The organism is Streptomyces endophyticus (assembly GCF_035798155.1).
In the GTDB taxonomy this organism is placed as follows: Bacteria; Actinomycetota; Actinomycetes; order Streptomycetales; family Streptomycetaceae; genus Streptomyces; species Streptomyces endophyticus.
On sequence record NZ_JAOZYC010000196.1, the window covers coordinates 118,719 to 145,520 of the forward strand.

24 protein-coding genes and 1 pseudogene are annotated in these 26,802 nt (G+C 70.0%); 8 read left to right on the forward strand and 17 right to left on the reverse strand.

Annotated elements, in window-relative coordinates; all coding sequences use genetic code 11:
- Positions 1 to 6 precede the first annotated feature (6 nt).
- Positions 7 to 1,218: pseudogene (locus OKJ99_RS39710) on the reverse strand (pyridoxal phosphate-dependent aminotransferase); the annotation flags it as partial.
- A gap of 131 nt (positions 1,219 to 1,349) precedes the next feature.
- On the opposite strand from OKJ99_RS39710, the gene OKJ99_RS39715 reads away from it, so the two are divergent.
- Complete coding sequence (locus tag OKJ99_RS39715) at positions 1,350 to 2,354, forward strand: arabinan endo-1,5-alpha-L-arabinosidase (RefSeq protein WP_326023325.1); 1,005 nt, start codon at positions 1,350 to 1,352, stop codon at positions 2,352 to 2,354.
- A 63-nt stretch (positions 2,355 to 2,417) separates the two neighbouring features.
- Here OKJ99_RS39715 and OKJ99_RS39720 read toward each other — a convergent pair whose 3' ends face one another.
- The 7 genes from OKJ99_RS39720 to OKJ99_RS39750 form a co-directional block, all read right to left on the reverse strand.
- Positions 2,418 to 3,590 carry an aldose epimerase family protein gene (locus OKJ99_RS39720; protein ID WP_326023326.1) on the reverse strand — a complete coding sequence of 391 codons (1,173 nt, stop codon included), beginning with the start codon at positions 3,588 to 3,590 and terminating at the stop codon, positions 2,418 to 2,420.
- Positions 3,591 to 3,626: 36 nt separating this feature from the next.
- Positions 3,627 to 4,880 carry a multiple monosaccharide ABC transporter permease gene (gene mmsB, locus OKJ99_RS39725; protein ID WP_326023327.1) on the reverse strand — a complete coding sequence of 418 codons (1,254 nt, stop codon included), beginning with the start codon at positions 4,878 to 4,880 and terminating at the stop codon, positions 3,627 to 3,629.
- The gene (gene mmsA / locus OKJ99_RS39730) at positions 4,877 to 6,427 is read right to left on the reverse strand and encodes a multiple monosaccharide ABC transporter ATP-binding protein (RefSeq protein WP_326023328.1); all 1,551 of its coding nucleotides are present in this window, start codon (positions 6,425 to 6,427) and stop codon (positions 4,877 to 4,879) included. Before mmsA ends, mmsB begins: the two co-directional genes overlap by 4 nt.
- Before the next feature lie 31 nt (positions 6,428 to 6,458).
- A complete protein-coding gene (chvE, locus tag OKJ99_RS39735; RefSeq protein WP_407700854.1) occupies positions 6,459 to 7,574 on the reverse strand; it encodes a multiple monosaccharide ABC transporter substrate-binding protein in 1,116 nt (371 codons plus the stop codon).
- A 137-nt stretch (positions 7,575 to 7,711) separates the two neighbouring features.
- Positions 7,712 to 8,668 (reverse strand): hypothetical protein, encoded by a 957-nt coding sequence (locus OKJ99_RS39740; RefSeq protein WP_326023329.1) that lies wholly within the window; start codon positions 8,666 to 8,668, stop codon positions 7,712 to 7,714.
- 153 nt (positions 8,669 to 8,821) lie between these two features.
- Positions 8,822 to 9,844, reverse strand: coding sequence for a zinc-dependent alcohol dehydrogenase (locus OKJ99_RS39745; protein WP_326023330.1), 1,023 nt, complete (start codon positions 9,842 to 9,844; stop codon positions 8,822 to 8,824).
- Positions 9,841 to 10,998, reverse strand: a complete 1,158-nt coding sequence (locus OKJ99_RS39750) for a mandelate racemase/muconate lactonizing enzyme family protein (RefSeq protein ID WP_326023331.1) — start codon at positions 10,996 to 10,998, stop codon at positions 9,841 to 9,843. The genes OKJ99_RS39745 and OKJ99_RS39750 overlap by 4 nt, the downstream gene beginning before the upstream one ends.
- A 192-nt stretch (positions 10,999 to 11,190) precedes the next feature.
- On the opposite strand from OKJ99_RS39750, the gene OKJ99_RS39755 reads away from it, so the two are divergent.
- A complete protein-coding gene (locus OKJ99_RS39755) occupies positions 11,191 to 11,841 on the forward strand; it encodes an SCO2400 family protein (protein ID WP_456115207.1) in 651 nt (216 codons plus the stop codon).
- A gap of 28 nt (positions 11,842 to 11,869) precedes the next feature.
- Here OKJ99_RS39755 and OKJ99_RS39760 read toward each other — a convergent pair whose 3' ends face one another.
- The gene (locus OKJ99_RS39760) at positions 11,870 to 12,319 is read right to left on the reverse strand and encodes a MarR family winged helix-turn-helix transcriptional regulator (RefSeq protein WP_326023333.1); all 450 of its coding nucleotides are present in this window, start codon (positions 12,317 to 12,319) and stop codon (positions 11,870 to 11,872) included.
- A 125-nt stretch (positions 12,320 to 12,444) separates the two neighbouring features.
- Between OKJ99_RS39760 and OKJ99_RS39765 the strand changes: the two genes are divergently transcribed.
- The 3 genes from OKJ99_RS39765 to OKJ99_RS39775 all read left to right on the forward strand — a co-directional run bounded on the left by OKJ99_RS39765 (position 12,445) and on the right by OKJ99_RS39775 (position 14,863).
- Positions 12,445 to 13,470, forward strand: a complete 1,026-nt coding sequence (locus OKJ99_RS39765; RefSeq protein ID WP_326023334.1) for an NADP-dependent oxidoreductase — start codon at positions 12,445 to 12,447, stop codon at positions 13,468 to 13,470.
- A 106-nt stretch (positions 13,471 to 13,576) separates the two neighbouring features.
- A complete protein-coding gene (locus tag OKJ99_RS39770; protein ID WP_326023335.1) occupies positions 13,577 to 13,999 on the forward strand; it encodes an organic hydroperoxide resistance protein in 423 nt (140 codons plus the stop codon).
- 39 nt (positions 14,000 to 14,038) lie between these two features.
- Positions 14,039 to 14,863 (forward strand): EI24 domain-containing protein, encoded by an 825-nt coding sequence (locus tag OKJ99_RS39775; protein ID WP_326023336.1) that lies wholly within the window; start codon positions 14,039 to 14,041, stop codon positions 14,861 to 14,863.
- On the opposite strand, the gene OKJ99_RS39780 is transcribed toward OKJ99_RS39775, so the two are convergent.
- Positions 14,860 to 15,444 carry a TetR/AcrR family transcriptional regulator gene (locus tag OKJ99_RS39780; RefSeq protein WP_326023337.1) on the reverse strand — a complete coding sequence of 195 codons (585 nt, stop codon included), beginning with the start codon at positions 15,442 to 15,444 and terminating at the stop codon, positions 14,860 to 14,862. The two genes, OKJ99_RS39775 and OKJ99_RS39780, sit on opposite strands and share 4 nt — an antisense overlap.
- Before the next feature lie 111 nt (positions 15,445 to 15,555).
- Between OKJ99_RS39780 and OKJ99_RS39785 the strand changes: the two genes are divergently transcribed.
- The gene (locus OKJ99_RS39785) at positions 15,556 to 18,018 is read left to right on the forward strand and encodes a beta-glucosidase family protein (protein WP_326023338.1); all 2,463 of its coding nucleotides are present in this window, start codon (positions 15,556 to 15,558) and stop codon (positions 18,016 to 18,018) included.
- Between the two features lie 31 nt (positions 18,019 to 18,049).
- Here the strand turns inward: OKJ99_RS39785 and OKJ99_RS39790 are convergent, their stop codons facing one another.
- On the reverse strand, positions 18,050 to 19,051 hold the full coding sequence (locus tag OKJ99_RS39790) for an aldose epimerase family protein (RefSeq protein WP_326023340.1): 1,002 nt from the start codon (positions 19,049 to 19,051) through the stop codon (positions 18,050 to 18,052).
- Positions 19,052 to 19,097: 46 nt separating this feature from the next.
- Positions 19,098 to 20,021 carry an SGNH/GDSL hydrolase family protein gene (locus tag OKJ99_RS39795; protein WP_326023341.1) on the reverse strand — a complete coding sequence of 308 codons (924 nt, stop codon included), beginning with the start codon at positions 20,019 to 20,021 and terminating at the stop codon, positions 19,098 to 19,100.
- 305 nt (positions 20,022 to 20,326) lie between these two features.
- On the opposite strand from OKJ99_RS39795, the gene OKJ99_RS39800 reads away from it, so the two are divergent.
- A complete protein-coding gene (locus OKJ99_RS39800; protein WP_326023342.1) occupies positions 20,327 to 20,821 on the forward strand; it encodes a DUF3145 domain-containing protein in 495 nt (164 codons plus the stop codon).
- 196 nt (positions 20,822 to 21,017) lie between these two features.
- Here the strand turns inward: OKJ99_RS39800 and OKJ99_RS39805 are convergent, their stop codons facing one another.
- The 5 genes from OKJ99_RS39805 to fasR form a co-directional block, all read right to left on the reverse strand.
- Complete coding sequence (locus OKJ99_RS39805) at positions 21,018 to 22,289, reverse strand: beta-ketoacyl-[acyl-carrier-protein] synthase family protein (protein WP_326023343.1); 1,272 nt, start codon at positions 22,287 to 22,289, stop codon at positions 21,018 to 21,020.
- Between the two features lie 86 nt (positions 22,290 to 22,375).
- Positions 22,376 to 22,624 carry an acyl carrier protein gene (locus tag OKJ99_RS39810; protein WP_018530896.1) on the reverse strand — a complete coding sequence of 83 codons (249 nt, stop codon included), beginning with the start codon at positions 22,622 to 22,624 and terminating at the stop codon, positions 22,376 to 22,378.
- Positions 22,625 to 22,697: 73 nt separating this feature from the next.
- Entirely contained in the window at positions 22,698 to 23,729 is a 1,032-nt protein-coding gene (locus tag OKJ99_RS39815) for a ketoacyl-ACP synthase III (RefSeq protein ID WP_326023344.1), read from the reverse strand.
- Between the two features lie 18 nt (positions 23,730 to 23,747).
- Positions 23,748 to 24,674 carry an ACP S-malonyltransferase gene (locus tag OKJ99_RS39820; protein WP_326023345.1) on the reverse strand — a complete coding sequence of 309 codons (927 nt, stop codon included), beginning with the start codon at positions 24,672 to 24,674 and terminating at the stop codon, positions 23,748 to 23,750.
- A gap of 89 nt (positions 24,675 to 24,763) precedes the next feature.
- Complete coding sequence (gene fasR / locus OKJ99_RS39825) at positions 24,764 to 25,930, reverse strand: fatty acid biosynthesis transcriptional regulator FasR (protein ID WP_326023347.1); 1,167 nt, start codon at positions 25,928 to 25,930, stop codon at positions 24,764 to 24,766.
- Between the two features lie 157 nt (positions 25,931 to 26,087).
- Between fasR and OKJ99_RS39830 the strand changes: the two genes are divergently transcribed.
- On the forward strand, positions 26,088 to 26,744 hold the full coding sequence (locus OKJ99_RS39830) for a pirin family protein (RefSeq protein WP_326023348.1): 657 nt from the start codon (positions 26,088 to 26,090) through the stop codon (positions 26,742 to 26,744).
- Positions 26,745 to 26,802: the final 58 nt, after the last annotated feature.

Genomic DNA, 26,802 nt, shown 5'->3' on the forward strand with positions numbered 1-26,802 from the left:
TGCCCCCGTGGACCGTATGAGGCGGTCCACCGCCGCCGTGCCCGAGCTGTAGGTGGTCCCTCCGTATCGCTCGGGCACGGCGACTCCATTCCCGCTCCCCATGAGCGACTCCAGACCGGCCACCAGGCGCAGGACGTCCGGTTGGGGTCGCACCACGAGGCGCAGGAAACTGCTGGACGATCCGATCTTGTTGCCGCACTCGCGCACCAGGACGCCGTGCTCGGCGAGCAGCCGGTCGCGGACCGCCACCCCGTCGACCCCGTCCGGCAGGCGCACGTAGAGGAAGTTGCCCTGCGAGGGGTAGACGGTGAGCGGGCGCAGCCGGGCCAGGTGCCAGCGCATGTCCTGGCGGTCGCGGCACACCTGGCGGAGGCTGTCGGCGTACTCCTGGCGGTGCTCGCGGAGCATAAAGACCACCGTTTCCGCGAAGGAGTTGAGGTTCCACTTCGGCAGGGCGGACCGCAGTTTTCCCGCGAGGCCCGGGTTCGCGACGAGGTAGCCGAAGCGCACGCCGTGCAGGCCGAAGTTCTTGCCGAGGCTGCGCAGCACGATCACGTTCGGGCGGAGGACCGCCTCCTGTACGAGGCTGGGGTCCTGGCCGCCGTCGGCGTCAGCGAAGTCGAGGAACGACTCGTCGATCACGATCAGGTCGAGGTGGCGCAGCTCGTCGACGAGGGTGAGCAGGGCGCGGCGTGAGAGCAGGCCGCCGTCGGGGTTGTTCGGGTTGCAGATCACCGCGACCCGCGAGCCGCGCGCGTGGATGAACTCCGCGTACGCGGCCGGGTCGAGCGCGAACCCGTCGCGCTCCGGCAGCGGGAACATGTCGACCCGCTTGCCCGTCTCCATGGGCTGGTCCGTCCACCGGCCGAACGTCGGCACCGGCACGGCGAGGGAATCGCGGACCAGCAAGTGGTCGATCCAGGTGATGAGTTCGGTCGAGCCGTTGCCCATCGCCACGGTCTGCGGGTTGAGGCCGAGGACCTGGCACAGCTCGGCGGTGATGTGCTCGGCGCTGCTGGGGTAGTACGTCAGGATCTCGTGCAGTCGGGCGCGGAGTGTCTCCAGCATGGTGGGGGTGGGGAAGTAGGGGTTGCAGGGGATGCAGAAGTCGATGACCGCACCGTCGCCACCGCCGCCAGCCCCGGCGCGCGTCAGCTGGCCGTAGGACGGGGAGTGGGCCGTCGAGCCCTGGAACAGCGAGACGACGCTTCCGCTCATCAACTGCCTCCCATCGGACGGGTGTTGGTTGGGCATGAGTACGGGGGCGTGGCGGGTGGTGTTCAGTGGGTGGGGCGAATGTGACGTGCGTGACGCGGCAACCCGCGCCCCGCCCGCGGCGACTCACCGGTATGAAGCCATTCCCCCGCCATCGCGCCCCGCACAAGCGCCGTCTGCTCCCGGTACTCGCCGCCGCCGTGGCCGCCGCGACCGCCTACGCCCTCGTCCCGAGCAGCGCCTACGCCGCCTACCCCGGCTCGGGCGTGCTCACCGGCGACGTCTCGGTGCACGACCCGTCGATGGTCAAGACGTCGAGCGGCTACGTCGTCTACTCGACGCACAACGGCGTCGAGGCCCGCACCTCCACCGACCGCACGGCCTTCAAGCGCGCGGGCGCCGCCTTCACGTCGCTCCCGTCGTGGTGGTCGACGTACAACCCCGACAAGGACGTGTGGGCGCCCGACGTCTCGTACCACGGCGGGAAGTACCTGATGTACTACGCCGTCTCGACCTTCGGCTCGACGCACTCGGCGATCGGCTTCGCGTCCTCGCCGAGCGGACAGCCGGGCACCTGGACCGACCACGGCGTCGTGCACGCCACGACCACGTCGTCCGGCTACAACGCCATCGACCCGAACCTCTTCGTGGATGGCGACGGCAAGTGGTGGCTGTCGTTCGGGAGTTGGTCCTCAGGCATCAAGATGATCAGGCTCGACCCGTCGACCGGCAAGCAGTACGCCGCCGACAAGACCGTCCGCTCGCTGGCCGCGCGGCCGACCGGCACCAAGGCCGTCGAGGGCCCCGCGGTCGTCAAGCACGGCGCGTACTACTACCTCTTCGCCTCGTACGACACCTGCTGCGCCGGCACCTCGTCCACGTACAAGATCAAGGTGGGCAGGGCGAGTTCGCCCACGGGTCCCTACGTCGACAAGAACGGCGTACGGATGACGGAGAACGGCGGGACCGAGGTGCTCGCCACGCACGGCAAGTACATCGGGCCCGGCGGCCAGTCCGTGCTGTCGGACTCCGACGGCGATCTGCTCGTCTACCACTACTACGACGGGACGGACGGCGGGGCGCCCAAGATGGGCGTCAACCTGCTGAACTGGGGGAGTGGCTGGCCGGTCGCGTATTGAACCGGAACGCAACGAGCGGCCGGGACCCCGCAGGGCCCCGGCCGCTCGCGTGCTCAGAGAGAGTCAGACGCCGAACGAGTGCACCGTCGTCGTCCGGTACGTCTCGCCCGGTCGCAGCACCGTCGACGGGAACGACGGCTGGTTCGGGGAGTCCGGGAAGTGCTGGGTCTCCAGGGCCAGGCCGTCGCCCTGCCGGTAGGTGCGCCCCGACTGGCCGACGAGCGTGCCGTCGAGGAAGTTGCCGGAGTAGAACTGCAGGCCCGGCTGGTCCGTGGCGATCTTCAGGGTGCGGCCGGACGACGGGTCGCGCAGCGTCGCCACGAGGACGGGCTTCGCGGTGATGCCCTTGTCCATGACCCAGTTGTGGTCGAAGCCCTTCGCGGTGATCAGCTGCGGGTGGGCCGTGCGGATGTCGCGGCCGATGGGCTTCGCCTTGCGGAAGTCGAACGGGGTGCCCGCGACCTTCGCCAGCTCACCGGTCGGGATGAGGCCCGCGTCGGTGGGCGTGTAGCGGGAGGCGGCCAGCGTCAGCTCGTGGTCGTAGATCGTGCCGCTGCCCTCGCCCGCGAGGTTGTAGTACGTGTGGTTGGTGAGGTTCGCGACCGTCGGCTTGTCGGTCGTGGCCTCGTAGTCGATGCGCCAGTCGCCGCGCGCTGTCAGGGTGTACGTGACCGTCGTCTTCAGCGTGCCGGGGTAGCCCATCTCGCCGTCGACGGAGGTGTAGTGCATGTGCAGGCCGACGTCGGAGCCGGAGGTGAAGGGCTCGATGTCCCACACTCGCGTGTTGAAGCCCTTGGCGCCGCCGTGCAGCGAGTTCTCGCCGTCGTTGACGGAGACCTGGTAGGCCTTGCCGTCCAGCGTGAACTTCCCCTTGGCGATGCGGTTGCCGTAGCGGCCGATGGTGGCGCCGAAGAACGTGGTGCCCGCCACGTACTCCTCGATGGTGTCGTAGCCGAGGGAGACGTTCACGTACTTGCCGTGCCGGTCCGGGAGTTCGAGCGACTGGACGATGCCGCCGTAGTTCAGGACCTTCAGGCGCGTGCCGCCGTTCTCCAGCGACCAGCGGTAGATCTTCGTGCCGTCGGCGAGCTTGCCGAAGGGCTCCTTCACGGGCTTCCTGCTTCCGGAGGTGGTTCCCGAGGCGGCTCCCGATGCCTGTGCCGTGCCGCCGAGGGCGGTGGCTGCGACACCGGCTGCCGCGGCGGAGGCCATGACCGTACGTCTGCTCAGTTCCATCTGTGCGGCTCCTGAAAGTGAGTAACGAAACCGGACTTACGAACCGGACTTGCGCTTGTTCCATACGTCGAAGCCGACCGCGGCGAGCAGGGCGAGGCCCTTGATCACCGACTGCCAGTCGGAGCCGACGCCGAGCAGGTTCATGCCGTTGTTCAGCACGCCGAGGACGAGACCGCCGATGATCGCGCCGAGGATGGTGCCGACGCCGCCGCTCATCGACGCGCCGCCGATGAACGACGCGGCGATCGCCTCGAGTTCGAAGTTGAGACCCGCCTTCGGCGAGGCCGCGTTCAGCCGGGCGGCGACGACCAGACCCGCCAGGGCCGCGAGCACGCCCATGTTCAGGAAGACGTAGAAGGAGACCTTCTTGTCCTTCACGCCGGAGAGCTTCGCCGCCGGCAGATTGCCGCCGATCGCGTAGATGTGCCGGCCGAAGATCGAGTTGCGCATCACATAGCCGTAGCCGACCACCAGGACGCCGAGGATGATCAGGACGATCGGGGTGCCCTTGTAGCTGGCGAGCAGCAGCGTCACGACCGCGATCGCCGCGACGATCGCGACCAGCTTCAGCACGAACAGGTTGAACGGGACGACGTCCAGGGAGAATTCGCGCTGCCGACGCCGGTCGCGCAGCTCCTGCCAGACCACGGCGGCGGCGAGCAGGACACCGAGCAGCAGCGTGAGGTTGTGGTAGTTCGTGTTCGGGCCGACCTGCGGCAGGAAGCCGTTGCCGATCTTCTGGAGGCCGTCGGGGAACGGGCCGAGGGTCTGCCCCTTGAGCAGGATCTCGGTGAGCCCGCGCCACACCAGCATGCCCGCCAGGGTCACGATGAACGACGGTATGCCGCCGTACGCGATGAGCCAGCCCTGGATCGAGCCGGCGATGCCGCCCATCACCAGGCAGAGGATCACGGCGACGGGCCAGGAGATCTGATGGCTGACCGTGAGGACCGCGGCCATCGAGCCGACGAACGCCGTCAACGAGCCGACGGACAGGTCGATATGGCCCGCGATGATCACCAGCATCATGCCGATCGCGAGGATCAGGATGTAGCTGTTCTGCAGCACCAGGTTGGAGACGTTGCGCGGCAGGATCAGGTCGCCGTCGGTCCACACGGCGAAGACGGCGACCAGCAGGCCGAGCGCGATCAGCATCCCGTACTGGCGCATGTTGCGGCGCATGCCGGCGACGACCAGCTGGAGCAGGCCGCCCCCGGCCGCCTCGCCCGCCTTGCGCGGCGGCGGTGGCGGCGCGGCCGCCGGGATCTTGTCCGTCACGTTCGTGCTCATCGCGCTACCTCTTTGTCCTTCGTCATCAGGCGCATCAGCGATTCCTGCGTCGCCTCGGCCCGCGGCACCTCGCCGGTCAGGCGGCCCGCGGCCATCGTGTAGATGCGGTCGCACATGCCGAGCAGCTCGGGCAGCTCGGAGGAGATGAAGACGACCGCCTTGCCCTCGGCCGCGAGCTTGTCGATGACCGTGTAGATCTCGTACTTGGCGCCGACGTCGATGCCTCGCGTCGGCTCGTCGAGGATCAGGACATCGGGCCCAGCGAAGATCCACTTGCTGAGGACGACCTTCTGCTGGTTGCCGCCCGACAGCTTCCCGGCCCGCTCGAACACCGTCGGGGCCTTGATGTTCATCGACTTGCGGTAGCCCTCGGCGACCTGCCGCTCCTCGTGCTCGTCGACGACACCGCGCTTGGCGACCTTGCCCAGGGCGCTCATCGTGATGTTGCGGCCGATGGTGTCGATCAGGTTGAGGCCGTAGTGCTTGCGGTCCTCGGTGACGTACGCGATCCCGTGCCCGACCGCGTCGGAGACGTGCCGCGTACCGATCTCCTTGCCGTCCTTCAGGACCACGCCGCCCGCGTACCTGCCGTACGTACGCCCGAAGACGTTCATCGCCAGCTCGGTGCGGCCCGCGCCCATGAGACCCGCGATGCCGACGATCTCACCGCGGCGCACGGTGAGCGAGACGTCGTCGACGACCTTGCGCTCGCGGTCGATGGGGTGGCGCACCGTCCAGTTGCGGATCTCCATGGCCGGCGCCGCGCCCGCCTCCGGGTGGTGCGGGGTGCGCTCGGGGAAGCGGTGGTCGAGGTCCCGGCCGACCATGCCGGAGATGATCCGGTCCTCGGTGGTCTCGGGGGCCCGCACATCGAGGGTCTCGACGGTGCGCCCGTCGCGCAGGATCGTCACCGAGTCGGCGACCTTGCGGATCTCGTTCAGCTTGTGCGAGATGATGATCGAGGTGATGCCCTGATCCTTCAGCTCCAGGATCAGATCGAGGAGGGTATCGGAGTCCTCGTCGTTCAGGGACGCCGTCGGCTCGTCCAGGATGAGCAGCTTCACCTCCTTGGCGAGCGCCTTGGCGATCTCCACGAGCTGCTGCTTGCCCACCCCGATGTCGGTGACGCGGGTGTTGGGGTTCTCGTTCAGGCCCACCCGGCGCAGCTGGCGCGTCGCGTGTCCCAGGGTCTCGTGCCAGTTGATGAAGCCGCGGCTCGCGTGCTCGTTGCCGAGGAACATGTTCTCGGCGATCGACAGGAACGGCACGAGCGCCAGCTCCTGGTGGATGATGACGATGCCGCGCGCCTCACTGGCGTTGATGTCCTTGAACTCGCAGTGTTCCCCCTCGAAGAGGATGTCCCCTTCGTAACTTCCGTGCGGGTGGACGCCGGAGAGCACCTTCATGAGGGTGGACTTTCCGGCGCCGTTCTCCCCGCAGATGGCGTGGACCTCGCCGGGACGGACGCTCAGGGAGACGTCCGACAGCGCCTTGACGCCGGGAAAGGTCTTGACGATCGAGCGCATTTCCAGGACGGGTCCCGCCATGGTCGTGCCCTTCTCTGAGGCGTGGCAGGGGTTACTTCAGGCCCAGGTCGGACTTGGTGTAGTAGCCGCTGTCGATCAGGGTCTTCTGGTAGTTGGTCTTGTCGACGCTGACCGGGGTCAGCAGGTACGACGGGACGACCTTGGCGCCGTTGTCGTACGTCTTGGTGTCGTTGACCTTGGGCTTCTTGTCGTTGAGCACGTCGTCGACCATGTCCACCGAGACCTCGGCGAGCTTGCGGGTGTCCTTGTAGACGGTCGCGTACTGCTGGCCCGCGATGATCGACTTCACGGAGGCGACCTCGGCGTCCTGCCCGGAGACCACCGGCAGCGGCTTGGCCTTCGTGCCGTAGTCGTCGGACTTCAGCGCCGAGAGGATGCCGATGGAGATGCCGTCGTACGGCGAGAGCACCGCGTCGACCTTCGTGCTCTTGTACGTCGAGGTCAGGATGTCGTCCATGCGCTTCTGGGCGGTGGCGCCGTCCCAGCGCAGCGTCGTGACCTGGTTGAGCTTGGTCTGCCCCGACTTGACGACCAGCTGCTTCTTGTCGATGTACGGCTTGAGCACCGACATCGCGCCGTTGAAGAAGTACTTGGTGTTGTTGTCGTCGTTGGAACCGGCGAACAGCTCCAGGTTGAAGGGGCCCTTCTTGCCGCTGTCGAGGCCCAGCTTCTTGACGATCGCGCCGGCCTGCAGCTCGCCGACCTTCTCGTTGTCGAACGTCGCGTAGTAGTCGACGTTCTTCGAGTCCAGGATCAGGCGGTCGTACGCGATCACCGGAATGTTGGCGTCCTTCGCCTCCTGGAGCACGTTGGTGAGCGACTTGTTGTCGATCGAGGCGACGATCAGCGCCGAGACGCCCTGGGTGATCATGTTCTCGATCTGGGAGACCTGCTGGTCGGGGTCGTCCTCACCGAACGCCAGCTTGGTCTTGTACCCCTTCGCCTTCAGCGACTTGACAACGTTGTTGCCGTCGGCGATCCACCGCTCGGAGGACTTGGTCGGCATCGCGATGCCGACGGTGGAGCCCTTCGCGCTCTTCTTCTCGTCCTTGCTCCCGCCCTCGCCGCTCTGGCCGCAGGCGGACAGGGTGAGCGCGAGGGAGGCGGACGCGGCTATCGCGGTGAGAACGGCTCGACGGTTTCGCATGGTCATCATCCTTGATGTGTGAGTGCACAAATGCGGGCGGTGCGAAGTCCCTTGCGTGGAGCGTGGGTTGAACGAGTGGAGATGCGTTGGATTCTGCGCGGCCCTGTCCAGTTCTGGGAAGTTGCGTGCCCGGAACGTTATTGGCCCGTGTCGAACCGGCTCAGTGCTCCCGGCAGCCGCGAGCCCAGCGGCGACATCCCGCCGTCGGCCCCGTGCCGCGCCAGCAGGTCGAGCGCGAGCCGCCCCCGGCGCACGCGCTCACGGGCGGTGTCCAGCGTGACGTCGCGCAGCTGGGCCCCGTACGGGTAGATGGCGGGAGCCTTGGCGAGACCGAACTTCAGGTACAACGGGGCGCCACGGCGCACCAGTTCGGCGATCTCGTACATCCGGACATAGCCGCCGAGGTCGTCGGGCGCCTCGACGTACATGTCCATGGGCGCGGCGGAGACCCGGCGGATCTCGGTGAGGTGGGCGAGCGTGAGGTCGCTCGGCACGTTCAGCGAGTCGGCCCCGAGCCGCTCGTACACGGCGTACGAGGCGGGGTTCACGGGCCCGACGAGCGCGGACACCTTGAGGGTGGTGTCGGCCGGGATGATCCCTTGGCCGCGCGCCCGGTGCAGCGTCCACAGCACGCCTTCGTCGGCGACGAGCAGGCACTTCACGCCCAGCTCCGTCGCCCGCACGGCGTCCTCGACGCACCCGGCGACGGCGTCGTGCCCACGGGCGCGCAGCCCCGCGCCGCCCGAGTCGGTCCGCACGGAGGCTCCGGTGTCCCAGGAGCCGCGCGGGCCGGTGAACAGGCAGAGCTCGATGTCCCTTTCGGCGGTCGCCTCGACCATTTCCTGGATCTCGGAGTCCCGCAGCATCCAGATGCCGCTGCCCTGGCTGATCCGGTGGATGGGTACGTCGAGCCGCGAGGACTCCTTGAGCACGACGGCGACGGCCTCCGGCCCTTCGACGGAAGGGATCTCGGTACGCCAGGTGCCACCGTCGGGGAAGGCGTGCGGCGAGGTGTCGGCGGGCTCGCGCTCGGGGGCGCTGAGCCCGAGAGCGGAGAGCGCGGGTTCGCCGGGTCGGCGGGGTGTGTCGGTCACGGTGGTCCTTTTCGGTTGTTCGGTATTTCGGGCAAGGTTCGGATGTGCCGGGGGCGTCGGGCGCTGGTCGATCAAGCCCCGCTCCTGTACGAGAGCCCGCGGGGTGCGGGGCAGAGCCCTGCAAAACCCCGGTGCCGCAGGACTCCCGTGTGGCTAGGGCCGCAACAGCACCTTGCCGACCGCAGGGTCACCCGCCCCCACCCACTCGATCGCCTCGGCGAACCGCTCCAGCGGCACCTGATGCGTCACGAGCGGCAGCGGATCGAGCAGCCCCGCCCCGAACATCCGGACCGCATGCGCCCAGGCGTCCGGCGCGGCCCCGAACACGGTCCGCACCTCCACCTGCCGCACCACGAGATCCGTGGGATCGAGCCCCTCCGCCGCCCCGGCCGCCGGAATCCCGGTGAGCACGAGCCGCCCGCCCCGCCGCAGCAACGACGCGGCCGTACGCGCCGCGGAGGCGGATCCGGCGGTCTCGACGACGACGTCGAGGTCGTCCGGCAGCTCCTCGCTGCGCAGCCGGAAGCCGGTGGCCCCGAACTGCCGTGACAGGGCCTCCCGTTCACCCCGCGTCCCGACCACGACCAGCTCCGCCGGCGACGCGGCCGCGAGGAACTGCACGGCGAACATCCCGAGCGTCCCGGTCCCGACCACTCCCACCCGCTGCCCGGGCCTCGCCTCCGCCTTGAGCGCGGCGGCGGCGATGCACGCGGCGGGTTCGAGCAGTGCGGCGGCGGTGAGGTCGGCGTCGTCGGGCAGCGTGTGCAACAGCCGCGCCGGCAGCGTCAAGGTCGTGGCCATGGCGCCTGGTTGGGTGAACCCGGTCTCCTCGTACCCGTCGGTGCACAGCGTCGTCTCACCGGCGTGGCACCGCTCGCACACCTGGCAGTTGCGGAACCCCTCGCCGACGACCTTGCGCCCGGCCAGGGACCCCGGCACCCCGTCGCCCACCGCGTCGACGACGCCGGACCACTCGTGCCCGGGAGTCAGCGGGTAACGCACGTACCCCTCGGGCCGGTTGCCCTGGTACACCTCGCGGTCGCTGCCGCAGATCCCCACGGCGTGCACCCGCACCCGCGCCTCGCCGGGGCCCGGAGAGGCGGGCTCGTGCGGCACGACCCGGTGCTTCCCGGGCGCCTCGACGACGACGGCGGAACCGGCTACGGCGGAACTCACGAGCCCGCCTTCGGGTCGCGCTTCTCCCAGCCCTCGGCCCACAGGTCGAACCGGGCCTGCTGCTGCGGGAATTCGGCTGCGGCGTCGACGTCGAGCTCGACGCCGAGGCCCGGCTCGTGGGACAGCTCGAAGTAGCCGTCGACGACCTTCGGCGCGCCCTTCACGACCTTCTTGATCTCGGCGTCCGCGAAGTCGTTGAAGTGCTCGAGAATCTTGAAGTTGGGGGTGGAGAACCCCACTTGCAGCGAAGCGGCGGTCAGCACGGGCCCGCCCACATTGTGCGGAGCCACCAGCATGTAGTGCGTCTCCGCGGTGGCGGCCAGCTTCCGGGTCTCCCAGATGCCGCCGATGTGGCCGACGTCCGGCTGCAGAATGTCGACGGCCTGGCTCTCGAACAGCTCCCGGAACTCGATCCGGTCGTGGATCCGCTCGCCGGTCGCCACCGGCATCTCCACCTTCGCGGCCACCTTCTCCAGCGCCTTGAGGTTCTCCGGCGGCACCGGCTCCTCCAGCCACGCCGGGTTGAACGGTGCCAGGTCGCGGGCGAGCCGGATCGCCGTGGCGGGGGAGAACCGTCCGTGCATCTCCAGCATCAGCTCGGCCTCGGGCCCGATGGCGTCGCGCACGGCCTCGATCAACGACACCGCGTACAGGGACTGTTCGTGGTCGAGCTCGAAGTGCCCGGTGCCGAACGGGTCGATCTTCAGCGCCTTGTACCCGCGCTCCACCACCGTCTGCGCGGCCTTGTGGTACGCCTCCGGCGTGCGCTCGGTGGTGTACCAGCCGTTCGCGTACGCCTTGACCCTGTCGGTCACCTTGCCGCCGAGCAGCTGCCAGACCGGTACGCCGAGGGCCTTGCCCTTGATGTCCCAGCAGGCCATCTCGATCACGGCGATGCCGGACATGACGATCTCGCCGGCCCGACCGTAGTCGCCGTACTTCATCCTCCGTACGAGGTCCTCGACGGCGAACGGATCGGAGCCGACAATGTGGTTGGCCTGGGCCTCGTGCAAGTAGCCGACGAGCGCGTCGGTGTGGCCCAGCATCCGGGTCTCGCCGACACCGGTGAGTCCCTCGTCGGTGTGCACCTGTACGTAGGTCAGGTTCCGCCACGGAGTCCCGACCACGTGCGTGCTGATTCCCGTGATCCGCAAGGCAGTTGCCCCCTGTGCTGTTCGAAATTTCGTCACACGTTCGAAATGCTGGCGAGACAGTAAATCGGGCCCTCCGGGGTGTCAATGGGTCCGTGCCGGTCCGCGGACGATCGGCTTGCGCCACTTTCCGTACAGAAGTTTCACAGGACAGGCTTTTCCCTCCACCGGCCCGCCGCTTAGCCTCCGTTGGTCATGGACTACTGCCATCCCTGTGGACGACATCTCAACGGCGCCTTCATGTGCCCGGGTTGCGGCACGCCGGTCGACGCCGTGCGTGCGTACGGGGAGTGGATCGCCGCGCAGGACGCGGAGGTCGAAGAGGCGGCGGACCAGGAGGCCGGTCCTGTCCGGGTGCGGGGCAGGCGCCGCGCGCACCGCTTCGTTCGCCCTCGGCGGCGGCGGGCCCTCCTCGCCACGGCGGGTATCGCGCTCGTCGCCGGCGGCGTCGGCCTCGGCGTCGCTCAGCTCGGCGAGGGGTCCCTGGGCGACGGTTCCCACACCCAGGCGGCCCCCGACATATCCGCCGCCCCTACGAAGGGCGCCGACACCGTGTCCCCGTCCGCCACGGCAGAGCGCTCCACCCCGCCCGCGTCCCGCGCCTCGCGTACGTCATCGGCCCCCGCCTCGAAGTCGCCGCGGCCGGAGCGCACGCGGGCCTCCTCCGGACCGGTGGACGCCGAGGCGACGCACCGGGCGACCCGGTCCGCGCCTGCCACGTCCGAGCCCGGCTCCTCCGCGAGCTCCCGGCCGACGCCCTCGGCCTCCCGCTCGCCGTCCGCCACGCCCACGGCCGAGCCGGACCCGTCGGCCACCTGCGACCGCTTCCTGTGGTGGTGCACGTAGGGCCTGGTGGTGTGTGCGGGGCCGGGGCTCAGTCCGTCCCGACGTCCACGCCGAGCATCCGCCGCAACATGTCCCGGAACGCCACCCGCTCATCCTGTGACAGGCCGGACAGGGGCTCCCGCGCGAAGTCGAGCGACTCGCGCAGGGCCCGCGCGGTCCGCCGTCCCTCCGCGGTGACGGCGGCCACCTTCACCCGGCGGTCGCCCGGCGAGGGCTGCCGCTCCACGAGGACGCGGGCCTCCAGGCGGTCCACGATCCCCGTCACGTTCGACGGCTCGCACTTCAGCCGCTGCGCCACCTGCCGCATCGGCAGCGGCCCCAGGGAGAGCAGCCCGAGCACCCGCGCCTGCGCCCCGGTGAGCCCGTGCCGCGAGGCGGCCTCCTCGTACTCCTGGTGGTAGCGCGCGACGATCTCCCCGATCAGCTCGACGACCTCGAGGGTGAGCAGGTCCGTGCGGGGGGAACTCGGTGCGGTCATGTACTCCAGCGTACCCAGTTGCTTGACATCATGAAATATTCAGGAGCATTGTTGTTTCAGGTACTGAAGTATTTTTTGCATGCTTCGGCCCACGTGCTTCCGCCCCCTCGACAAAGGATCAGCGCATGACCGCCGACACCCCCCAGATCCCCGCCACCGGCCGCGAGTGGGTACTGACCAGCCGCCCCGTCGGCTGGCCGAAGCCCGAGGACTTCGAGCTGCGCGAGGCCCCGGTGGCCGAGCCGGGCCCCGGCCAGGTGCTGGTCAAGAACCTGTACGTCTCCGTGGACCCGTACATGCGCGGCCGGATGAGCGCCGCGAAGTCGTACGTCGCCCCGTACGAGCTGGGCAAGCCCATGCAGGCCGGTGCCGTCGGTGTCGTCCTGGCCTCGAACGACGAGGGCGTGTCCGTCGGCGACCACGTGCTGCACTTCTTCGGCTGGCGCGAGTACGCGACGTTCGACGCGAAGCAGGCCGTGAAGGTCGACCCGGACGCCGCGCCCCTGTCCACGTACCTCGGTGTCCTCGGCATGACGGGCCTCACCGCCTACGCGGGCCTGCTGCGCACGCTGGACTTCAAGGAGGGCGACAGCGTCTTCGTCTCCGGCGCCGCGGGCGCGGTCGGCGGCCAGGTCGGCCAGATCGCCAAGCTCAAGGGCGCCTCGCGGGTCATCGGCTCGGCCGGCTCGGACGAGAAGGTCAAGGTGCTCCTGGAGGAGTACGGCTTCGACGCCGCCTTCAACTACAAGACGGGCGATGTCCACACGCTCCTGAAGGAGGCCGCTCCCGACGGTGTCGACGTCTACTTCGACAACGTCGGCGGCGACCACCTGGAGGCCGCCATCGCCCGCCTGAACCGCGACGGCCGCATCGCCATCTGCGGCGCCATCTCCGTCTACAACAGCACGGAGCCGGCCCCCGGCCCGCGCAACCTCTCCCGCCTCATCCAGACCCGCGGCCGCATCGAGGGCTTCCTCGTCGGCGACCACTACGACCTGCAGCCGCAGTTCGTGCAGGAGGTCGGCGGCTGGGTCCGCTCCGGCGAGCTCAAGTACCGCGAGACGGTCGTCGAGGGCATCGAGAACAACCTGGAGGCGTTCCTCGGGGTACTGCGCGGCGACAACACCGGAAAGATGGTCGTCAAGCTCTGAGCTCCGCGGCGGGGTGAGTGACCCCCGCCACATCCATTGATTCCATGATTCGGTAACCTCGTTCCGCACAACGAAAGAGTCATACGCGCGAACGAGGGAGCCGGTCATGGCCATCACGCAGTCCGACGTCGTCTACACCGCCACCGCCACCGCGGAGAACGGCCGCGACGGCCGCGTCTCCACCAGCGACGGCAAGCTCGACCTCGTCGTCAACCCGCCCAAGGAGCAGGGCGGTTCGGGCGAGGGCACCAACCCCGAGCAGCTCTTCGCGGCCGGCTACAGCGCCTGCTTCCAGGGCGCGCTCGCCGTCGTCGCCCGCCAGGAGGGCGTCGACGTCTCCGGCTCGACCGTCACCGCCAACGTCGGCATCGGCAAGAACGACGACGGCTTCGGCATCATCGTCGAGATCTCGGCCGCGATCCCGAACGTGGACGCGGCCGCCGCCAAGTCCCTGATCGAGAAGGCCCACCAGGTCTGCCCGTACTCCAAGGCGACCCGCGGCAACATCACGGTCACGCTCTCCGTCTGAGCTTGATGTGCGGTCGGGCCCGTCCCGTAGGGTTGCGCCATGCGTGATCTCGGGGCGGGCTTCGGCTATTTGATGAAGGGGCAACGTTGGGTTGCCCAGCACGGAAAGCAGTACGGCTGGGGCCTGCTGCCGGGGTTGATCACCCTTGTCCTGTACGCGGCAGCGCTGGTCTGCCTCGGCGTCTGGGGCGGCGACTTCGTCTCGTGGTCCACGCCGTTCGCCGACGGCTGGACGTCCCCGTGGCAGGGCCTGTTCCGCGGCTTCCTCACGGCGGTCCTGTTCGCCCTCGCCCTGCTCCTCTCGGTGCTCACCTTCACCGCGGTGACCCTGCTGATCGGCCAGCCGTTCTACGAGTCGCTGTCCGAGGAGGTCGACCGGGCCGAGAGCGGTGGCCACGCGCCGGAGTCCGGCCTCTCGCTCATGCGTGAACTGTGGATCTCCGCGCGTGACAGCCTGCGGCTGCTCGTGCGCGCCGTCCTGTGGGGGATCCTCCTCTTCGCGCTCGGATTCATCCCCTTCGTCGGCCAGACCGTCATCCCGGTCATCGGCTTCTTCGTCACCGGCTACTTCCTCACGGAGGAGCTGACGTCGGTGGCGTGGCAGCGCCGGAACCGCGAAGTCCGTGAGCGGCTCGCCGTGTTGCGCTCGCGGCGGGGCCTGGCCTGGGGCTTCGGTACGCCGCTTGCCCTCGCCTTCCTGGTCCCGTTCGTCGCGGTGTTCCTGATGCCGGGGGCGGTGGCCGGCGCGACGCTGATGGTCCGCGAACTTGAGGGTGAGTCGGAGGCCCAGGCGCCGGCACACGCACAGGCCCCGGGCCCCGAGGCGCAGTGGCCGGCCCCTCATGGCCAGGGCTGGTCCAACTAGCCCTCCACGGCGAGCAGTTCCAGGAAGTCGCGCACCGCGCCGGGCATGTCCACGGCCTCCGGGTCGAGCAGCCACTGGTACTGCAGGCCGTCCAGCACCGCGACGAGGAGCGGCGCGGCCCGCTCGGGCGTGAGCCCGCCGGGCAGCCGCTCCCCGTACTCGGCGCGCAGCACCTCGGCCATCGACCCCCGCACCTCGGCGTAGCGCCGCGTGAAGAACTCCCGCGCGGGGTGCCCCTCGGTCACCGACTCGCCGAGCAGCGCCGAGAAGGTCTGCACGATCCCGGGCCGCATCGCGTTGTACTCGACCAGCGTGCCGAGCAGATCGAGCCGCCACTGGCTTCTGGGCACCGAGTCCCACTGGTCGCGCTCCTCAAGGACGGCGACGAGCAGCGCCTCCTTGGTGGGGAAGTGGTGCAGCAGCCCCTGCTGGGTCAGCCCCACGCGCTCGGCCACCGCCGCCAGGCTCGCGCCCCGGTAGCCGCGCTCGGCGATGACGTCGAGCGCGGACCGCAAGATCTCGGCCCGACGTTCCTGGCTCCTGGCGGTCCTGGTGCTGCTCATGCGGTCACCGTACGACACGGCCGGGGCGCCCCTTTGAGCCATAGGTAACGACAAGATAACGGAACCTACCGCTCTACAGGTGGCGGGTGCAGGATGGAGGCGCCCAGACTTCGACGAGGAGGTGCCGGCATGGCGCAGCAGGCGGACGACGGTAGGGGGCGGGCCGACAGGGCCCGCGAGACGGCGGTCGAGGCCGCGCTCGGCAAGCTCGATCTGGACACCAAGGCCCGACTGCTCGGCGGCCAGGACATGTGGTCGCTGCCCGCGGTCCCCGAGATCGGCCTCACGTCCCTCGTCATGTCCGACGGCCCCATCGGCGTACGCGGCGTGCGCTGGAGCGCCGACGACCCGTCGATCGCGCTGCCGTCCCCGACCGCGCTCGGCGCCACCTGGGACCCGGAACTCGCCCGCCGCGCCGGTGTCCTGCTCGCCCAGGAGGCCCGCCGCAAGGGCGTCCACGTGCTGCTCGCCCCGACCGTGAACCTGCACCGCTCCCCGCTCGGCGGCCGCCACTTCGAGACGTACAGCGAGGACCCGTACCTCGCCGGGCTCATGGGCAGCGGCTACGTCCAGGGCGTGCAGTCCGGCGGCGTCGGCACGACCATGAAGCACTACGTGGCGAACGACGCCGAGACGGACCGCTTCACGGTGAACAACCTGGTCTCCGAACGGGCCCTGCGCGAGCTGTACCTGGCGCCCTTCGAGGCCATCGTCAAGAACGCCCGCCCGTGGGGCGTCATGACCGCCTACAACGCGGTCAACGGCACGAGCATGACCGAGCACAGCCACCTCGTGAACGACATCCTGCGCGGCGAGTGGGGCTTCGACGGCTTCAACGTCTCCGACTGGATGGCCGCCCGCTCGACCGTCGGTGACATCAAGGGCGGCCTGGACGTCGCGATGCCAGGACCGCTGACGGTGTACGGCCCGGCGCTGGTGGCGGCCGTCCGCTCCGGCGAGGTCGACGAGTCCGAGGTCGACGCGGCCGTACGCAACGTGCTGCGGCTCGCCGCCCGCGTCGGCGCCCTCGAAGGCGCCGAACCCGCCGTCTCTCCTTCAGAGCTGCCGGGGGAGGTCGACGGCGAGTCCCTGGCCCGCGAGATCGCCCACCGCGCCTTCGTCCTCGTCCGCAACTCCGGTGTGCTGCCGCTGCGTTCGGACGCCCGGGTCGCCCTCATCGGGGCCGCGGCGCGTGACGCCCGCGTCCTCGGCGGCGGCTCCGCCACCGTCTTCCCGCCCCGGATCGTCTCGCCACTCGACGGCCTGAGCGTCGCGCTGCCATCCCTGACCTACAGCGTCGGCGCCGACCCGAGCGACGAACTCGCCGTCGCCGACAAGGGGTTCACGCTCCGCGCCGTCTGCCGCGACGCGGAAGGCACCGTCCTCGGCGCGGGCACGCTCCCGAACGGCCAGGTCCAGTGGCTCGGCAGCGACCTGCCGGCCGGTGTCACCCACGAGGCGCTGCACAGCATCGAGATCAAGGGCACCTTCACCCCGCGCGAGAGCGGCGCCCACGCCTTCGGCACCCGCGGCCTCGGCGCCTTCACCCTCACCGTCGACGGCACCGTCCTGTACGAGGGCGTGCAGACCATGGGAGCCGAGTCCGACCCCTTCGAGGCGTTCTTCGGCGCCCCGGAGGAGCGCGGCAGGGTGACCCTGACGGAGGGGCGGCCGGTCGAGGTCTCGCTCTTGCACACCCTCGACAAGTCCCTCGCCATGCCGCTGCCCGCCGTGCTGTTCAGCCTCGTGCACCTCGACCCGCGCCGGGACGAGGACGCGCTGCTCGCCGAGGCCGTCGCCGCCGCGCGCGACGCCGAGGTCGCCGTCGTCGTGGTCGCCACCACGGACCGCGTGGAGTCCGAGGGCTTTGACCGCACCGACCTGCGACTCCCCGGCCGCCAGGACGAATTGGTGCGCGCCGTGGCCGCCGCCAACCCGAACACCGTCGTGGTCGTCAACTCCGGCTCCCCGGTGGAACTGCCGTGGCGCGAGGACGTCGCCGCCGTACTGCTGTCCTGGTTCCCCGGCCAGGAGGGCGGCGCCGCCCTCGCCGACGTCCTCACCGGAGCCGAGGAACCGAGCGGCCGCCTCCCCACCACGTGGGGCCCACTGGCCGACGCCCCGGTCACCCAGGTGACACCGGTGGACGGCGAACTCCCGTACACCGAGGACGTCTTCATCGGCTACCGCGCCTGGGAGAAGTCGGGCGCGGCCCCCACGTACCCCTTCGGCCACGGCCTCGGCTACACCGACTGGACGTACGAGTCCCTTCAGGTGCAAGGCACCACGGCGACGGTCCGCGTCCGCAACACGGGGGAGCGGGCCGGTCGCGAGGTCGTCCAGGTGTACGTGTCACCGGCCGAACGCGACGAACAGCGGCCGACACGGTGGCTCGCGGGCTTCGCGAACGTGACGGCGGCCCCGGGCGAGACCACGGAGGCCGTCATCGACCTCCCGCGCCGCGCCTTTGAGGTCTGGGACGAGAGCGCGGGCGCATGGTCCGTCGCCACGGGCTCGTACGAGGTCGTCGCAGGCCGTTCTCTCACGGACGCTCGGGTATGCGCCACCATGTCAAGCCCCTGCGGCGATTGAGCAGCGGGGTCCGGGGCGGAGCCCCGAGACGTCAACCCCGGACCCCGAACCGATACACCGTCTCCGACCGATACACATCCCCCGGCCGAACCACCGTCGACGGAAACTCCACCCGGTTCGGCGAATCCGGAAAGTGCTGCGTCTCCAACGCGATCCCGTCACCGGGCGCGAACGGCACCGCCTCGTCGAACCCGTCCGACGTGTACAACTGCACCCCCGGCTCCGTCGTGGCAACACTCAACACCCGCCCCGACGCCGGATCGTGCAACTCGGCCACCTCCACCGCCTCGTCCCCGACGCCCTTGTCGAGCACGTAGTTGTGGTCGTACCCGGCCTCGACCTTCCGCCCCTCTCGGAAGTCGAACCGCGTCCCGGTCACGTCCATCAGCTCACCGGTCGGAATGAGCTCCTCGTCGACGGCCGTCACGCGCCCGGCATCGATCCGCAGTTCATGACCGCCCACCGCGCTCCCGGACGCGGCCCCGCCGAGATTCCAGTACGTGTGGTTGGTCAGGTTCACCGGCGTCGCCGCGTCGGTGACGGCCTCGTACGAGACCCGCAGCACACCGCCCGCCTCCAGCCCGTACGTCACCGAGACCTCGACCCGCCCGGGGAACCCCTCCTCGCCGTGCGGCGACACACGGCTCAGCCGCACCCCGTGGTCCCCGACGGCCTCCGCGTCCCACACCCGCTTGTCGAAGCCGCGCTCGCCGCCGTGCAGCGCGTTCGGCCCGTTGTTCCGCGCGAGGTGGTAGATCCGCCCGTCCAGCGGGAACCGGCCGCCCGCGATCCGGTTCGCGTACCGCCCGACGATCGCGCCCAGATACGGCTCCGGGTGCGTCAGATACCCGTCCAGATCGGCGAACCCGAGCACCACGTCGGCCACGGCGCCGTCCCGGTCGGGCACCTCCACCGACTGCAGGACCCCGCCGTACGTCAGGATGCGTACCCGCACATCGTCCCGCTCCAGGGTCCAGCGGTGGACGGGTGTGCGGTCGGTGTCGGGCAGGGTGCCGAAGAGTTCGCTGCGCATGATCGCGACCCTACGCCCGCACGCTCGGGCCCCGGCCGGGAGGCCGCTACGGCCGTGACGGCCGCTCGGCCGTCACGCCGCGGTACGCGAGTGCCGCGAGCCGGGCCTGCCCGTTCACGCTCGGGTGGAACCAGTCCCACTCGCTCAACTGCGTCTGCCCGAACTTGTACCCGAACACGGCCCCGCCGTCGTACCGGCACTTCTTGTCCTTCGCGCAGACCTCGCGCAGCACCTCGTTGTACGCCACCACACGCGCCTGCACGGAGTCCCGCCGCGCGGTGGCCGCGGAGTTCAGATCGTCCGGATCGGCCAGCATCGACGCGCAGATGCCGAGCTTCCACACCTGCTTGCCCAGCGGGTTCGCCCGCCCCTGCGACCAGAGCCGCTTCAGGTCCGGCACGCTCAGTACGTACACCTGCGCCTTGGGCGCCGTGCGCCGCAACTGCCGCAGGGATTCCTGGAAGTCGGCCCGGAAGTCCGCGACAGGGGTCATTCCGGCGGCCGACGGCCGGCACGCGTCGTTCGACCCGGCCATGACCGTCACCAGCTCCGGCTTCTCGGACGCCGCCCGGTTCATCTGCTCGGGCAGATCGGCCATCCGCGCCCCGGTCCGCGCATGGTTCCAACTGTGCGTCCTGGCGCGGCTCTCACCGAGCAACCGCACGGCCAGACTCTTGACCGACCTGTCCGTCCCCGTCGCCCACGACACCTTGGGGCAGTCGGAGAGCACCGAGCAGGCGTCGAAGCCGCGCGTGATCGAGTCACCCACCGCGGCAACCGAACGAGGCTTGGTGTCCCACGTGGGAGTGGGCTTGGGCGAGGGCTTCGCGGCGCTCGGGGAGCCGGAAGGGCCGGGGGAGTTGCCGCCCGTGGCGTCGCACGCGGCGAGCGAGGCGACACCGCACACGGCCGCCGTCACGGCGGCGACAGCGGCCCGAACGGCGAACGGCCGGTCACTACGCTTCCGCATCGGCCCTCCTGCCCTCTCGCTGGCCCTCACCGGCCCCGGTTGCGTCCCGCCGGGTGAAAGGTCGGTGTTTGTGGGCCCCGGGACCGACAGTACGTCACACTCCTCGCGCTGCTGCGCGATAGCCTCGCCCCGGGATCCCCGGTCGACCCACTGGGAGCCCGCTGTACCGGTTCCGCTAAATTACTACACGTCAGATGTGTCCCTTTTTGTCTGGACCTTTTCGTTCCGGACAACGGGGGAAGAAGGCTCGGCACGGGCGCGAGGCCGCTGGGGAAGGCGAACCTCGACCCACACTGGAGGTCCCGGTGACGACACGTGGAGTTCTGTACGTGCACTCCGCTCCGCGCGCGCTGTGCCCGCACGTCGAATGGGCGGTCGCGGGCGTACTCGGCGCGCGCGTCAGCCTCGACTGGATCAGGCAGCCCGCGGCGCCGGGCACCTGGAGATCCGAGTTCTCCTGGCGGGCCGAGGCGGGCACCGCGGCGAAGCTGGCCTCCGCACTGCGCGGCTGGCACCTGCTGCGCTTCGAGGTGACGGCCGAGCCCTGCGCCGCCGCCGAGGGCGAGCGCTACAGCGCCACCCCCGAACTCGGCATCTTCCACGCCATCACCGGCATCCACGGCGACATCCTCATCCCGGAGGACCGCCTGCGCGCCGCACTGACCCGCTCCAAGGCCGGCGAGACGGACCTGGAGGCCGAACTCGCAGGACTCCTCGGCAAGCCCTGGGACGACGAACTGGAGCCCTTCCGCTACGCCGGCGAGGGCGCCCCGGTGAGGTGGCTGCACCAGGTGGTGTGAGGCGGCCGGTTTCCTGGGGGGGGATTTGCTTTTCCGGGGCGCAAGGATCTGCTTTTCAGGGGCGCGGGGAACTGCGCAAACCCACAGCGGATCCGCACCCGCAAACACCGGTCATGCCCCACACATACGCACGCGAATAACGAAGTGGGCCCGCCCAGTACCCCAGGGCGGGCCCACTCCCACGTTCAGCGGAGCGCTAGATCGTGCGGAAGGCCAACACCACGTTGTGCCCACCGAAGCCGAACGAGTCGTTCAGCGCGGCGATCCGGCCGTCGACCGGCAGCTTGCGCGCCTCGCCGCGGACGACGTCGGCGGTGCCTTCGGCCTCCGGGTCGAGGTTCTCGACGTTGATGGTCGGCGGGGCCAGTCGGTTGTACAGCGCGAGCACCGACGCCACGGACTCGACGCCACCGGCGCCGCCGAGCAGATGCCCGGTCATCGACTTGGTGCCGGAGACGGCGAAGTGGTCGGCGTCGTCACCGAACACCTTGCGCAGCGCCTTCAGTTCGGCGATGTCACCGGCGGGCGTCGACGTCGCGTGCGCGTTGACGTGCACGATCTCGGCCGGGTCCAGGTCGGTGTTGTCCAGCAGGTTCTGCAGGGCGTGCGCGATGCCGCGGCCCTCCGGCTCCGGCTGCACGATGTCGTGACTGTCGGCGGAGATGCCCTGGCCGACCGCCTCCGCGTAGACGCGGGCGCCGCGCGCGGCGGCGTGCTCGGCCGACTCCAGGATGACGACGCCGGCGCCCTCGCCGAGGACGAAGCCGTCCCGGGCCGTGTCGTAGGGGCGCGACGCACCCTGCGGGTCGTCGTTGTTCTTGGACATCGCCATCATGTTGCCGAACGCGGCGATGGGCAGCGGGTGGATGGCCGCCTCCGTGCCGCCGCAGACGACGACGTCGGCGCGGCCGGTGCGGATCATCTCGATGCCGTAGCCGATGGCCTCGGCGCCAGAGGCGCAGGCGGAGACCGGCGTGTGCACACCCGCGCGGGCGTTCACGGCCAGGCCCACGTTGGCCGAGGGGCCGTTGGGCATCAGCATCGGCACGGTGTGCGGGGAGACGCGGCGTACGCCCTTCTCCTTCAGCACGTCGTACTGGTCGAGAAGCGTGGTCACGCCGCCGATGCCGGACGCGATGACGGCGCCCAGCCGGTCGGGGTCGACACTCGGGTCGTCGCCCGCCTTGTCGGTGAAACCGGCGTCGGCCCACGCCTCCTTGGCGGCGATCAGCGCGAACTGAGCGGACCGGTCCAGCTTGCGGGCCTGCGGGCGGGGGATGACCTCGCCCGGCTCCACGGCGACCGGCGCCGCGATGCGAACCGCCTGGTCGGCGGCCCACTCCTGGTCCAGGGGCTTGACGCCGGAACGTCCGGCGACCAACCCCTCCCAGGTGGATGTCGCGTCGCCACCCAGCGGTGTGGTTGCGCCGATACCGGTGACGACCACGGTGCGATTGGTCGAGCTCACAGGAATTCTTTCTCCAACGGATCCGAGGGATTCAGAGGCGCCACCGCCGGGTGGCGGAGCGACTGACCATGGGCTGAGGCTGTGGCTCAGGCCTGGTGGTCGAGGATGTACTTCGTGGCGTCGCCGACGGTCTTGAGGTTCTTGACGTCGTCGTCCGGGATCTTGACGTCGAAGCGCTCTTCGGCGGCGACGACGACCTCGACCATGGACAGCGAGTCGACGTCCAGGTCATCGGTGAAGGACTTGTCCAGCTGGACGTCCTCGGTGGGGATCCCGGCGATCTCGTTCACGATCTCGGCGAGACCGGCGACGATCTCTTCCTGAGTGGCGGCCATTGTGGCGCTCCTTCGGTGTGTATCCAGAGGGTGTGGCGGCATCTGTACGGATCCGAGGATCCGGACGAGTTGCCTAGGGGAGGGTAACGACCGTGGCGGCGTACACGAGACCCGCCCCGAAGCCGATGACGAGCGCGGTGTCGCCGCTCTTCGCCTCGCCGGTCGCCAGAAGCCGCTCCATCGCGAGCGGAATCGAGGCGGCCGACGTGTTGCCGGTGGTGCGGATGTCACGGGCGACCGTGACATGCTCCGGCAGTTTCAGAGTCTTCACCATCGAGTCGATGATCCGCTCGTTGGCCTGGTGGGGAATGAAGACATCCAGGTCGTCCGGGCTGATCCCGGCCGCGTCCAGCGCCTGCTGGGCGACCTTCGCCATCTCGAACACGGCCCAGCGGAAGACCGCCTGGCCCTCCTGCGTGATCGCAGGGAACTTGACGTTGCCCTGGGAGTCCAAGGGCAGCTTCGTGATATCTCCCACGTGGAACTCGTTCCAGGGCACGGTCTGCTTGATCGTGCCGGCCTTGTCGCCCTCGGAGCCCCACACGGTCGGGCCGATCTCGGGCTCCTGGGACGGGCCGACGATCACGGCACCGGCACCGTCACCGAACAGGAAGGCCGTCGCGCGGTCCTCCAGGTCGGTCAGGTCGGACAGCCGCTCCACGCCGATGACCAGCACGTACTCCGCGCTGCCCTCGACGATCATGCCCTTGGCGAGCGTGAGGCCGTAGCCGAAGCCCGCACAGCCCGCGGAGATGTCGAACGCGGCGGCCTTGTCCGTACCGAGCTTGTCCGCGATCTCCGTCGCGATGGCCGGCGTCTGCGCGAAGTGCGAGACGGTCGACACGACCACGGAGCCGATCTGCTCCGGACGGATGCCCGCGTCGGCGATGGCCTTGCCGGACGCCTCGACCGACATCATCGCCACGGTCTCCTCGTCACTGGCCCAGTGACGGGTGGCGATGCCGGAGCGCGAGCGGATCCACTCGTCGGACGAGTCGATCGTCTCGAGGATCACCTCGTTCGGCACGACCCGGGTCGGACGGTAGCCACCGACGCCGAGGATGCGCGCGTACGGGGCACCCTTGCTGGGCTTGATCTTCGACATGCTGCTCGGATCTCCTTGTCAGGCCGTGGCTGCTGCGGCTACTTCGGCGATCAGGGCGCGGGCTGCGTCGAGGTCGTCGGGGGTCTTCAGGGCGAGGGTCTTGACGCCCGGGAGCGCGCGCTTGGCGATCCCGGTGAGGGTGCCGCCCGGGCACACCTCGATGAGCGCGGTCACACCGAGCTCCTGGAACGTCTCCATGCACAGGTCCCAGCGGACGGGGTTCGCGACCTGGCCGACCAGGCGGGAGACCACCTCGGCGCCGGACGCGACGGCCTTGCCGTCCTTGTTCGAGACGTACGCGACCGTGGGGTCGGCGGGGGCCAGCTCCTTGGCGGCCTCCTCAAGCTTCGCCACGGCAGGTGCCATGTGCCGGGTGTGGAACGCGCCCGCCACCTTCAGCGGCACCACGCGGCGCACGCCCTCGGGCTTGTCGGCCTCAAGGGCGGCGAGCTCCTCCAGCGTGCCGGCGGCGACGATCTGGCCCGCGCCGTTCACATTCGCCGGAGTCAGGCCCAGCTTCTCCAGATGCTGCACGGTGACCTCGGGGTCGCCGCCGAGCAGCGCCGACATCCCGGTCTCCGTGATCGCCGCGGCCTCCGCCATGGCCAGACCACGCGTGCGCACGAGCTTCAGAGCGGTGGTCTCGTCGAGCACTCCCGCGAACGTCGCGGCGGTGATCTCACCGACGCTGTGCCCCGCCACGGCGCCCGGCGCGACATCGCCGAGCGCGGAGGCCGAGAGCAGTCCGGCCGCGACAAGGAGCGGCTGGGCCACGGCCGTGTCACGGATCGCGTCCGCGTCGGCCTGCGTGCCGTAGTGGGCAAGGTCGAGGCCGATGGCGTCGGACCACGCGGCAACGCGGTCCGCGGCACCGGGGAGTTCGAGCCAGGGAGTCAGGAAGCCGGGCGTCTGGGCGCCTTGGCCGGGAGCGACGAGTACGAGCACTCTCACACTCTCTCTTGGGGACGGGTCGGGCCGCCGGTGGGGACAGGGACGAAGAACCGAAGGGGGAATTGTAGACCCCCGACAAAAGCCTACGACTGGGGATCGGCCTCGGCCAGACGCCCCAGGATGAGGGCGATGCGCAGGGTGAACGCCGAGCGGACATCCGAAGGCGACCACCCGGTGACGTCGGTCACACGTCGAAGCCGGTAGCGGACGGTATTCGGATGCACGAAGAGCATCCGCGCCGCGCCCTCCAGACTGCTTGCCTGTTCCAGGTAGACGCTGAGCGTCTCGAGGAGCGCCGAGCCCGCCTCCTCGAGCGGTCTGTAGATCTCCTCCACCAACTGCTCTCGCGCGGCGGGGTCTCCCGCGATCGCGCGCTCCGGAAGCAGATCGTCCGCCAGAACGGGACGCGGAGCGTCCTGCCAAGCGCTGCACGCCTTGAGCCCGGCGGCCGCGGCCTGGGCGGACCGCGTGGCGGCCAACAGGTCCGGCACCACGGGCCCGGCGACCACGGCTCCCGCCGCGAACGGCCCGATCAGCGACTTCGCCACGGCCAGCGGGTTGTCGCTGCCGCCCGCGATCACGACGAGCCGGTTCCCGAGCACCCCGGTCAGGACCTGCAGCTTGGCGTGGCGCGAGGCCCGCCGGATCGCCTCCACCGTCAGCTCGCTGTCACCGTCGGGTGCCGTGCCGAGCACCACGCACACGTGTTCAGGGGAGCTCCAGCCGAGCGCCGCGGCCCGGCTCACCGCGCCCTCGTCGGCCTCCCCGGACAGGACGGCGTTCACCACGAGCGACTCGAGCCGCGCGTCCCAGGCGCCCCGCGCCTCCGCCGCCTGCGCGTACACCTGGGCGGTCGCGAACGCGATCTCCCGCGCGTACACGAGCAGTGCTTCCCGCAGGATGCTCTCGTCGCCGGGCGCCGCCACCTCGTCGATGGCGGACTCCATGACCTCGATCGTCGTCCGCACCATCTCCACGGTCTGGCGCAGCGTGATCGCCCGCGTCAGCTCCCGGGGCGCGGTGCCGAACACATCCGTCGAGATGGCCTGCGGGGCGTCCGGGTGCCGGAACCACTCGGTGAACGCGGCGATACCCGCCTGCGCCACGAGACCGATCCACGACCGGTTCTCCGGAGGCATCGCCCGGTACCAGGGCAAGGTCTCGTCCATGCGCGTAATCGCCTGCGCGGCGAGTGCCCCGGACGATTTCTCCAGGCGCTTCAGGGTCGCCGAGTGCGGGTGAGGCTCCACGGGGCCGCCTGGACGGTCCGCTGGTTCGTTCGCTGAGGGCTGCTCTGATTCCGATTGGGGCACGGGGACAAGACTGCCTTATCGGGACGCCTCAGCGGAGTGGAGGGTCCGAGGTGAGCCCGTCGAAAGGCCGGAAACGAGGGCTACCGTGTACCGCGTGATTGATGTACGCCGCTCCGGCGACCGTTATCCCGGCGGCGAACCCGGGGAGGGGATCGAATCCCTCCACGCGTTCTCCTTCGGCCCGCACTACGACCCGGACAACCTGCGCTTCGGCGCGATCCTCGCCTGCAACGAGGAACGCCTCGCGCCGGGCGCCGGCTTCGACGAACACCCCCACAGCCACACGGAGATCGTCACCTGGGTCGTCACCGGTGAGCTCACCCACCGCGACTCCACCGGCCACGAGTCCGTGGTCCGCCCCGGCGACGTTCAGCGCCTCAGCTCCGGCGGCGGCGTCCGCCACGTCGAACGCAATGACGGCGTCGAGCCCCTCACCTTCATCCAGATGTGGCTCGCGCCCCGCGACCCGGGAGGCGACCCCGTGTACGAGGTGGTGCACGGCATCGCGGACTCCACCCCCTACGACGTCCCCGCTGCGGGCGCCATGCTGCACGTCCGGCGCCTGGCGGCAGGTGAGCGAGGGGAGGTGCCGACCGCCCCTCATGCCTACGTCCATGTGGTGCGAGGCGAAGTGCGGCTCGGGGACACGGAGTTGGGCGACGGGGACGCCGCCCGCATCACTGCGGAGACCGACCTCGAGGTGCTGGCGGCGACGGAGGCACAGCTGCTGATCTGGGAGATGGGCGCGTGAATCGGGGCGGGTGAATTGGGGTGGGTGACGCGGGGCGTGGCCGCCCCGAGTGGATCAC